Below are 7,048 nucleotides of genomic sequence, written 5' to 3' on the forward strand. Positions count from 1 at the left end.
GCCAGACCAGCGCCAGTAACCAAAGAGGAAAGACCAATGACCATCTACAACGGCTTATTTGAGCCAAAAAAATCAGCGGTTAAAGATTGCGGGGCCGTACAACTGGCGATCGCAATTGATGCGCCAAACAAAAAAGTGGCAGAGAGCATCATGACCGGAAAACTCTGGGAAGCCTACCCTGCCAACGGTGACAACTATTTCAAACCCAAGTTATGGGAACATGCTGAAGGTCTGCCGCTGCCGGCTGTTGGTAAGTTTGATGAACAATTTGCCCTGACACACACATTCGACGGGGAAAAATGGGTCATCAACGAACCGGAGGCTAACGTATCAAATCTGCCAACCAGTAACGAGATTATCGATCTGGCAAAGCTACCATCCCGGGAACGCTTCGCGGCCGTCCTTATGTTCAGCGATTCTCCCATCGATGGAGTTCTTTACTCTCAGGTGCTGGATTATCTCGATAATCTGGAAAATAACGATGAATCCTTTGATGAGGATGATCGGGTTAATCTCAATATTCTCCACGCGCTGCACAATAACGAACCCGTGCAGCATATGCATGTTGAAGGTCTTAATAATCTCATTCAGGCCATTTACGCAAACTTTGAAGATCAAACTCCGGGTAAGGCTGCGATTTCACAATTTATTAAACGCTGGCTGGAAAACCCAGGTAAGCGTGATGAGATGATGCCAAACAAAACATCGTCACTTAGTACCTGCGTTAAAAATGACAATATCGCTGTGGCGCCACAACGTGGTTATAAACACACCTACGCAACACTGGATCAGGAAATTGCCGTTGCCCTCCTTCCCATTGCTCCCGATGCACCAGTGTTATCAGGAAATCTCCGTGACGCGGAGAAAATGATTTCCGCTGACCGGGAAGATTTCAAACGCTGGTCAGCCGCATTACGTACTACCGGGAAGATACTCAAATATGACCGCCCGAGTATCTTTGGGGTTATTCAGAATGTCCCATCTAAAGATACATACCATTTCCCTGAGTCACTGCGACGCCATATTGATTCATGGCTGGCTGAACATGGTCAACTCGAATGTGCCGAAACGGATGCAGAAAGAACCGGCAAGCAGCTTGCGGCAGAACGCGGCGAATATGTGGAAGGTATCAGCGACCCTAATGACCCTAAATGGGTTAAAACCGATACCCAACCGCAGGATTCAATCCACAATGACGGAACGCTTTCGCGTGATGGAACTATGCCTGAAACTGCCTCAAATGAAGGTGAAAAAACGGAAGTAGCAGAACAGGAAACAGTTACAGAAGACCAGGCGGAGCAGGCTCGTGAAACGCTAAATAATATGGGTTACGGAGTATATGCGACCAACCAGGACACAACTGACCAACAGAATGAAAATCTGAGCGATAAAGTGAAAAAAATTGTTCAGGATGTGGATCAGCTCGTCGATCGAGTTAAGCGTGAAGAACAGCTTCCTCAGGCGTCGGAACTGGTTAAGAGTATTAATGAAATGCAGGTTGGCGAAAGCGACAACCTGGAGTTGTGGAAAGAAGTATTCAAAACAGATGAGCGCTTTACCTCCGCATTCTCTGTGAATGGCGGCGGTACCTCCATCAATGGTACCTACATGACCATGATCGCCACCCGTGAATTTGGTCCGAAAGGTATCGGCTGGGGCGTGGATATTCTGGAAGAACGCTTTGATGATGGTGCGCCAATCACTCGCACGGTAAAGGGAGCTGACGGTAACAATACATGGGAACTTATCCCTGATGGAATCGGCGGCATACTGACTGAGAAAAACCACGTTATCAAAATCAAGCTTTGGTATATCCGTAATGGCAAACGAGGTACAGAGATCGCTTACGGCTGCACACCTTACCTTTACAGCACCAAATACGGCCCCTTCTGTGACGGTGAAGCGACAAAAAAATCACTGACTGACGCAACCAAAAAAGCGTTGTCTGCTCTTGGTTTCTGCGCGGATATTTTTATGGGCCTGTACGACAACCCGGAATATCGCCAGAAAAATAAAGCTGAATTTGCGCTCAAAAACGCCAGCGAAAACGCAGAGGATGCAGCCCGCGTACGTCAGGAACTGGACGATAAACTGACCAAAGTCGCAAACACTCTTGCATCAGCTGTGTCAGAGAACGAGATCAACAAGGTTTATTCTTCGATTGCCCGTGAAGCGGAGGTGCATCGCAAGGATGCAGAGGCGAAGGGTGACACGCAACATGCGCGCTATTTAAGTGGGCGCCTGCGTCGCCTGACATCCATCAAAGATGAACGTATCGCTGAACTGAACAAATCCCAGGAGAATGCATAATGACTACTGCAATCGCGTTAGCTGCTGACTACACCAACCTTCTGCAATTGCTGGAAAGCTCTGATGAACTAACTCCGGAAATGATCACCGATACACTGGAAGGAATTGAAGGAGAACTGGCGGATAAGCTGGATGCCATCATGGTCATCGCACGTAATAATCTGGGAAATGCAAAAACATGCGATGAAGAAATGAAGCGCCTGGCTGAGCGTAAAAAATCTTTCGAAAATAAAGATAAAACGCTGCGTAAATATATTCTGTCTTGCCTGCTTGCTGCCAATCTGGACAAGCTCAAGACCCCTAAGAATAGCTTTACTGCCCGAAAAGGTAGCGTCAGCGTTGTTATCGACAACGAAAATCTATTACCGGATGAGTTGGTTACTGTTCAGACGATTGTCGCTCCGGACAAAAAAGCCATCAAAGAAGCGATCGAGGCTGCGGAAGCTGCCGCGGCGCAAATCACGGCTGATGGTGGTGAAGTACCAGCAGAATTGTTAAATCCGGTACCGGGTGCCCACCTTGAGATCGGCGAACGCTCACTACAGGTACGATAACTATGCTGAAACTATCCCTAAAACGTGGTGATGCGGTTCACGTAGTATTTTCAGATGGCAGTAACGGCATTATTGAAGCGCGTAGCCGTTGCGAGTTGGGAATGCACCTGCCGAAAAGCGTTAAAGTGACTCGTGAGAAAGGCGCATTCCTACCCGAAAACCTGATTAAGCGTAATCAGAAATAAAACCATACTATCGCTAGCATTGTGGCCTCACCCAACCCAGGAGGCTGCAATGCTGCGATGGCAACCCGGAGCTACTCTGCTCACAGATTTCGACATAAAGATTGGCCGGTTATCGGCAAGCGTACGAAAGAAGACCCTGACCCAGTCCGACATCGAACGCGCATGCAGTGATGCTGATGACGCCGTGTACCGGATGATGAGGAAAGACCAACATGGCCAGAGAAAACGATCTACTAACAGACGCAGAACTGATTGAGTTTACCGGTTATCAGAAGGCATCCAAACAAAGGGAAATTCTCGACCGTGGCGGCGTCTCGTACATACCCGACCGGGAAGGTCGCCCAATGGTTACCTGGACGCACATTAACGCTGTATTGAACGGGCAGATCACCGTACAGACCAGCACAGAAGAAAAACCCGATTTCGGAGCTATTTAAATGGGGCGCAGAAGAAAGGATCCTGGAGATAACAAACTGCCGCCGCGCGTATCCAAAACAAAAACGCGTTACTACTACAAACCCACGTCACGGGAAACAGTGACACTGGGGCCAATCACTCTCACTATGTCAGCGTTATGGAAACGGTATGAGGAAGAACGACGGAATTACTCAGATGTAATGACGTTCGAAAAGCTCTGGGGAATGTTTCTCAAAAGCGCCTACTACACAGAACTGGCAATACGAACCCAGCGTGACTATCTGCAACATCAGAAAAAATTACTCGCTGTATTCGGCAAGGTTAAAGCTGACATAATCAAACCTGAAGACGTGCGACAGTTTATGGATCGTCGTGGTCTGCAAAGTAAGAACCAGGCCAACCAAGAAATGAGCAGCATGTCTCGCGTTTACCGCTGGGGATATGAGCGCGGATATGTTAAGGGAAACCCCTGTGCCGGCGTCAGCAAATTTTCTCTCAAGGCTCGTGAGCAATACATCACTGACGAAGATTACCTGGCAATTTATAAACATGCAGATCACGTCGTCAGAGCCGCAATGGAAATATCTTACTTATGCGCCGCGCGACAAGCTGACGTACTCGAACTACGTTGGATGCAAATATCAGATAAAGGGATTTTTATACAACAGGGCAAAACCGGGAAAAAACAGATAAAGGTCTGGACACCTCGCCTGCGGGAAGCACTGGAAACAGCACAGGCAGCATGCCCAAAGCTTTCACCTGACGCATTGGTTCTCTATAACAGCGATCGCGGGCAGTTCATCCGCAAGACATTCAATAATCGCTGGCTAAAGGCCGTGCGGTCAGCACAGAGTGAACTTAATAGGCAACTGGATTACACGTTCCACGACATTAAGGCAAAAGCTATTTCAGATTTTGAAGGGAGCAGTAGGGATAAGCAGATATTCAGCGGACACAAGACGGAGAGCCAAGTGCTTATTTATGACAGGAAAGTACAAATCAGCCCGACTCTAGATCTCCCTCTCATATAATTTACCAAGGCTGTGACTTAACAGCCTTTAAAAAATAGTTATGATAAATAATGCTGCATTAAGAATAAGATTACAGATGGAAATTGATTGCACAAAATTCAATGTTGATATTACTTTTTTTGATTGGTCATTGAGCTCATCTTCCTTCTGACTCAGCTCAATTAATTCGAGATCCTTCAATTCCGTCCTAATATTATCAAACAAATCTTTATATTCAGACTGTGAAATCCTGATCATAGACGACTGAAACTTAACCAAATACCATATATTTATTGATGCAAAAAGAACAAGTAATAACGCCCCAACGTTAATAATTGCAGAGCTACCAGAAAAATCCCCTTTCATTGCTACAAAACTTATTAAGCTAGAAATAGGGATTGACAATGCTCTTGTCAAAGTATCGTACATTATTCCATTTAGCTTTGATAAATAATCTCTAAATCGTTCTGAATACTCTTTACGTATTTTATCAAAACTAAATCCAACTGAAAAAGCTCGATAGTTTTCTTCAAAAACAAGACTAAAGAGAGTGAATTCTGCTAGTAATTTTCTGAATGAATCAGAGCGTTTTTCACGCCAAAGAAAAGAGTGCAGAGTACTACGCATGATATTACATTTGGCATCCATATGTAATTCATCAGAAAAAATTTTATCAAGCTTTGCAAATCCATCAAATTCATGTTCAAGATCTTTAATGTTATAATTTAATGTAACACTGATCTTTTGCTTATATAAAAATATTAATTCATGCCCATCTTGGTGATCAGAGCAAGATGAAAGCAGATCCCATATTTTTTTAACTTGTCGGTACCTAGCTATTTCATTTTTTGAATATTCGTCAGGACAGATAGTACAATCACCATTATTTATCCCTAACTTTATTATTAGAAATCGCTCTGGCGACAAAGGGCATATTTCGATTAACTCATTTTCATCGTAATAAACATGAATACCACTCATGCGCATAGATTTGAGATTTAGTGAAACCTCAAAGGTAGTGATATTTCCATTAGTAATAGATGATGGGAGTTCATCCCATAGACTGAATACTCTATCACGAGACTGCCCTTTAAAAATAAATGAAAACGTCTGTGATATTAAATTTTGTTCAGCACACATTGATGCGAAATCATATACTGTCTGAACCATTGGCAGATGAACATGGACAATATCATCAGCATAAACAATATCCTCACAGGACGACGCGAGTAATTGTTTTATACTTTCAAATCTAGCCATTTCAGCCCCCTACATTATCCCTTTTCTAATGCTTTTCGTAAAACGATTGGTATCTGATTGAATGTTAATTTTCCAGTTGTTGAGTCAAATTCAACCGTTTTAGATGTTAATAAATCAGCATCGAAACTTATGCTCATCCTTTTATCACTGCCGCGATAACGAACTAACGCTTTCAAACCTGTGTTATCAATACTAACACGTTCACTTAAATTGTACGGTTCATTTTGTGCCACATTAAGGAGAAGATGTTCATGTTCAGGAAACAAATGTCTGCCTAAAACTTCGAGACTGATTTTCCCATCATCATCCTTATGCTTTTTACAAAAATCCTCTGCCAATTCTAGTTTTTCATTTATTATTTGTGGTTCACTTTCATGAACTAGTTGCAAGCAATGTTTGATAGCATCAACTAATCCTTTAGTTTCAATTTTAGCCTGAGTGAATTCTTCGCAACCTATGAAATCTTTAAAGTAATCACGAATTTCGCTTGCACGCCCTACTCTAAAAGATATATATCTTTCATCTATTTCATCGTTCCAATCATTAAGTCTTATTCTTGCTGCAAGATGCAATTTATCAAGATCAAGTCTATCAATAAGCTTGAACGATAGTTCCTCTAGAGTAAAACCTTTTGTTTCGAGAAGAGTAATAACTGATAAATAGTGTTTAGAACCGAATGAGTGATGAAAAAAGACAATATATGTTGGCTTCGCTATTTTACCAGCGCCTTTATTCATTTCACCTTCAAGAATTCTAGCCAAATCAATTGACATTTGAGTGAAATCAGGGAAAGAAAAAACATCATCATTGATTGAAGAATATCTTTCTAAAACCTGTTCAAATTTAGGTTTTCCGCTAACTTGGCTAAAAGTTCCAGTCTGTAATCCGGTCTTATTAAATAAGCTTAAAAGACTACTAACAACATCAGTAGTAAGCTCATCTATATCATTCTCTTGAAAGCGCTCTATTAACATTGCAGCTCTAGAGCTGTCACGCTTAATTTGATGAACAATAAAATTATGGATAGTTGCAGACACGATATTCCCTCTTCATGACTAATTCAGGGTCAACTATCCACATTTTTGCTGAAAAATCAAGAAAATATCAAAAACGAGGTTGCTATATCGATGTTAGATCAAAATTCATCATCAAAAAAACATAACTATGTATTTTTATGCATAGTTATGCATTTCAGTATTATTATATTCTTTCCGAATATTCTTTCTTTATTCTTCTGCTAAAAAAACAAAGGGGTTAGCGTTTAGCTAACCCCTTGTTAAATTTGGCGGAAGCGTAGAGATTCGAACTCTAG

The 7,048-nt window shown here is 42.5% G+C and carries 7 protein-coding genes; 5 read left to right on the forward strand and 2 right to left on the reverse strand.

All coding sequences use genetic code 11. From position 1 onward, the window contains the following. Positions 1-36: 36 nt before the first annotated feature. The 5 genes from FDX24_RS13490 (at position 37) to FDX24_RS13515 (ending at position 4,497) form a co-directional block, all read left to right on the forward strand. Positions 37-2,310, forward strand: a complete 2,274-nt coding sequence (locus tag FDX24_RS13490; protein ID WP_137364464.1) for a hypothetical protein — start codon at positions 37-39, stop codon at positions 2,308-2,310. Then, complete coding sequence (locus tag FDX24_RS13495; protein WP_016152507.1) at positions 2,310-2,864, forward strand: siphovirus Gp157 family protein; 555 nt, start codon at positions 2,310-2,312, stop codon at positions 2,862-2,864. The genes FDX24_RS13490 and FDX24_RS13495 overlap by 1 nt, the downstream gene beginning before the upstream one ends. Before the next feature lie 2 nt (positions 2,865-2,866). After that, positions 2,867-3,049: a hypothetical protein gene (locus FDX24_RS13500; RefSeq protein WP_016152506.1), complete on the forward strand. Its 183-nt coding sequence runs from the start codon at positions 2,867-2,869 to the stop codon at positions 3,047-3,049. Between the two features lie 212 nt (positions 3,050-3,261). Further along, positions 3,262-3,486, forward strand: a complete 225-nt coding sequence (locus FDX24_RS13510; protein WP_016152504.1) for a DUF4224 domain-containing protein — start codon at positions 3,262-3,264, stop codon at positions 3,484-3,486. After that, positions 3,487-4,497 (forward strand): tyrosine-type recombinase/integrase, encoded by a 1,011-nt coding sequence (locus FDX24_RS13515; RefSeq protein ID WP_115643628.1) that lies wholly within the window; start codon positions 3,487-3,489, stop codon positions 4,495-4,497. A 27-nt stretch (positions 4,498-4,524) separates the two neighbouring features. Here FDX24_RS13515 and FDX24_RS13520 read toward each other — a convergent pair whose 3' ends face one another. Beyond that, the gene (locus FDX24_RS13520) at positions 4,525-5,736 is read right to left on the reverse strand and encodes a hypothetical protein (protein WP_137364465.1); all 1,212 of its coding nucleotides are present in this window, start codon (positions 5,734-5,736) and stop codon (positions 4,525-4,527) included. A gap of 14 nt (positions 5,737-5,750) precedes the next feature. Further along, positions 5,751-6,773: a nucleoid-associated protein gene (locus FDX24_RS13525; RefSeq protein WP_115642613.1), complete on the reverse strand. Its 1,023-nt coding sequence runs from the start codon at positions 6,771-6,773 to the stop codon at positions 5,751-5,753. Between the last annotated feature and the right edge of the window lie 275 nt (positions 6,774-7,048).

The sequence above is a fragment of the Citrobacter sp. wls716 genome (assembly GCF_005280975.1).
Lineage (GTDB): Bacteria > Pseudomonadota > Gammaproteobacteria > Enterobacterales > Enterobacteriaceae > Citrobacter > Citrobacter youngae.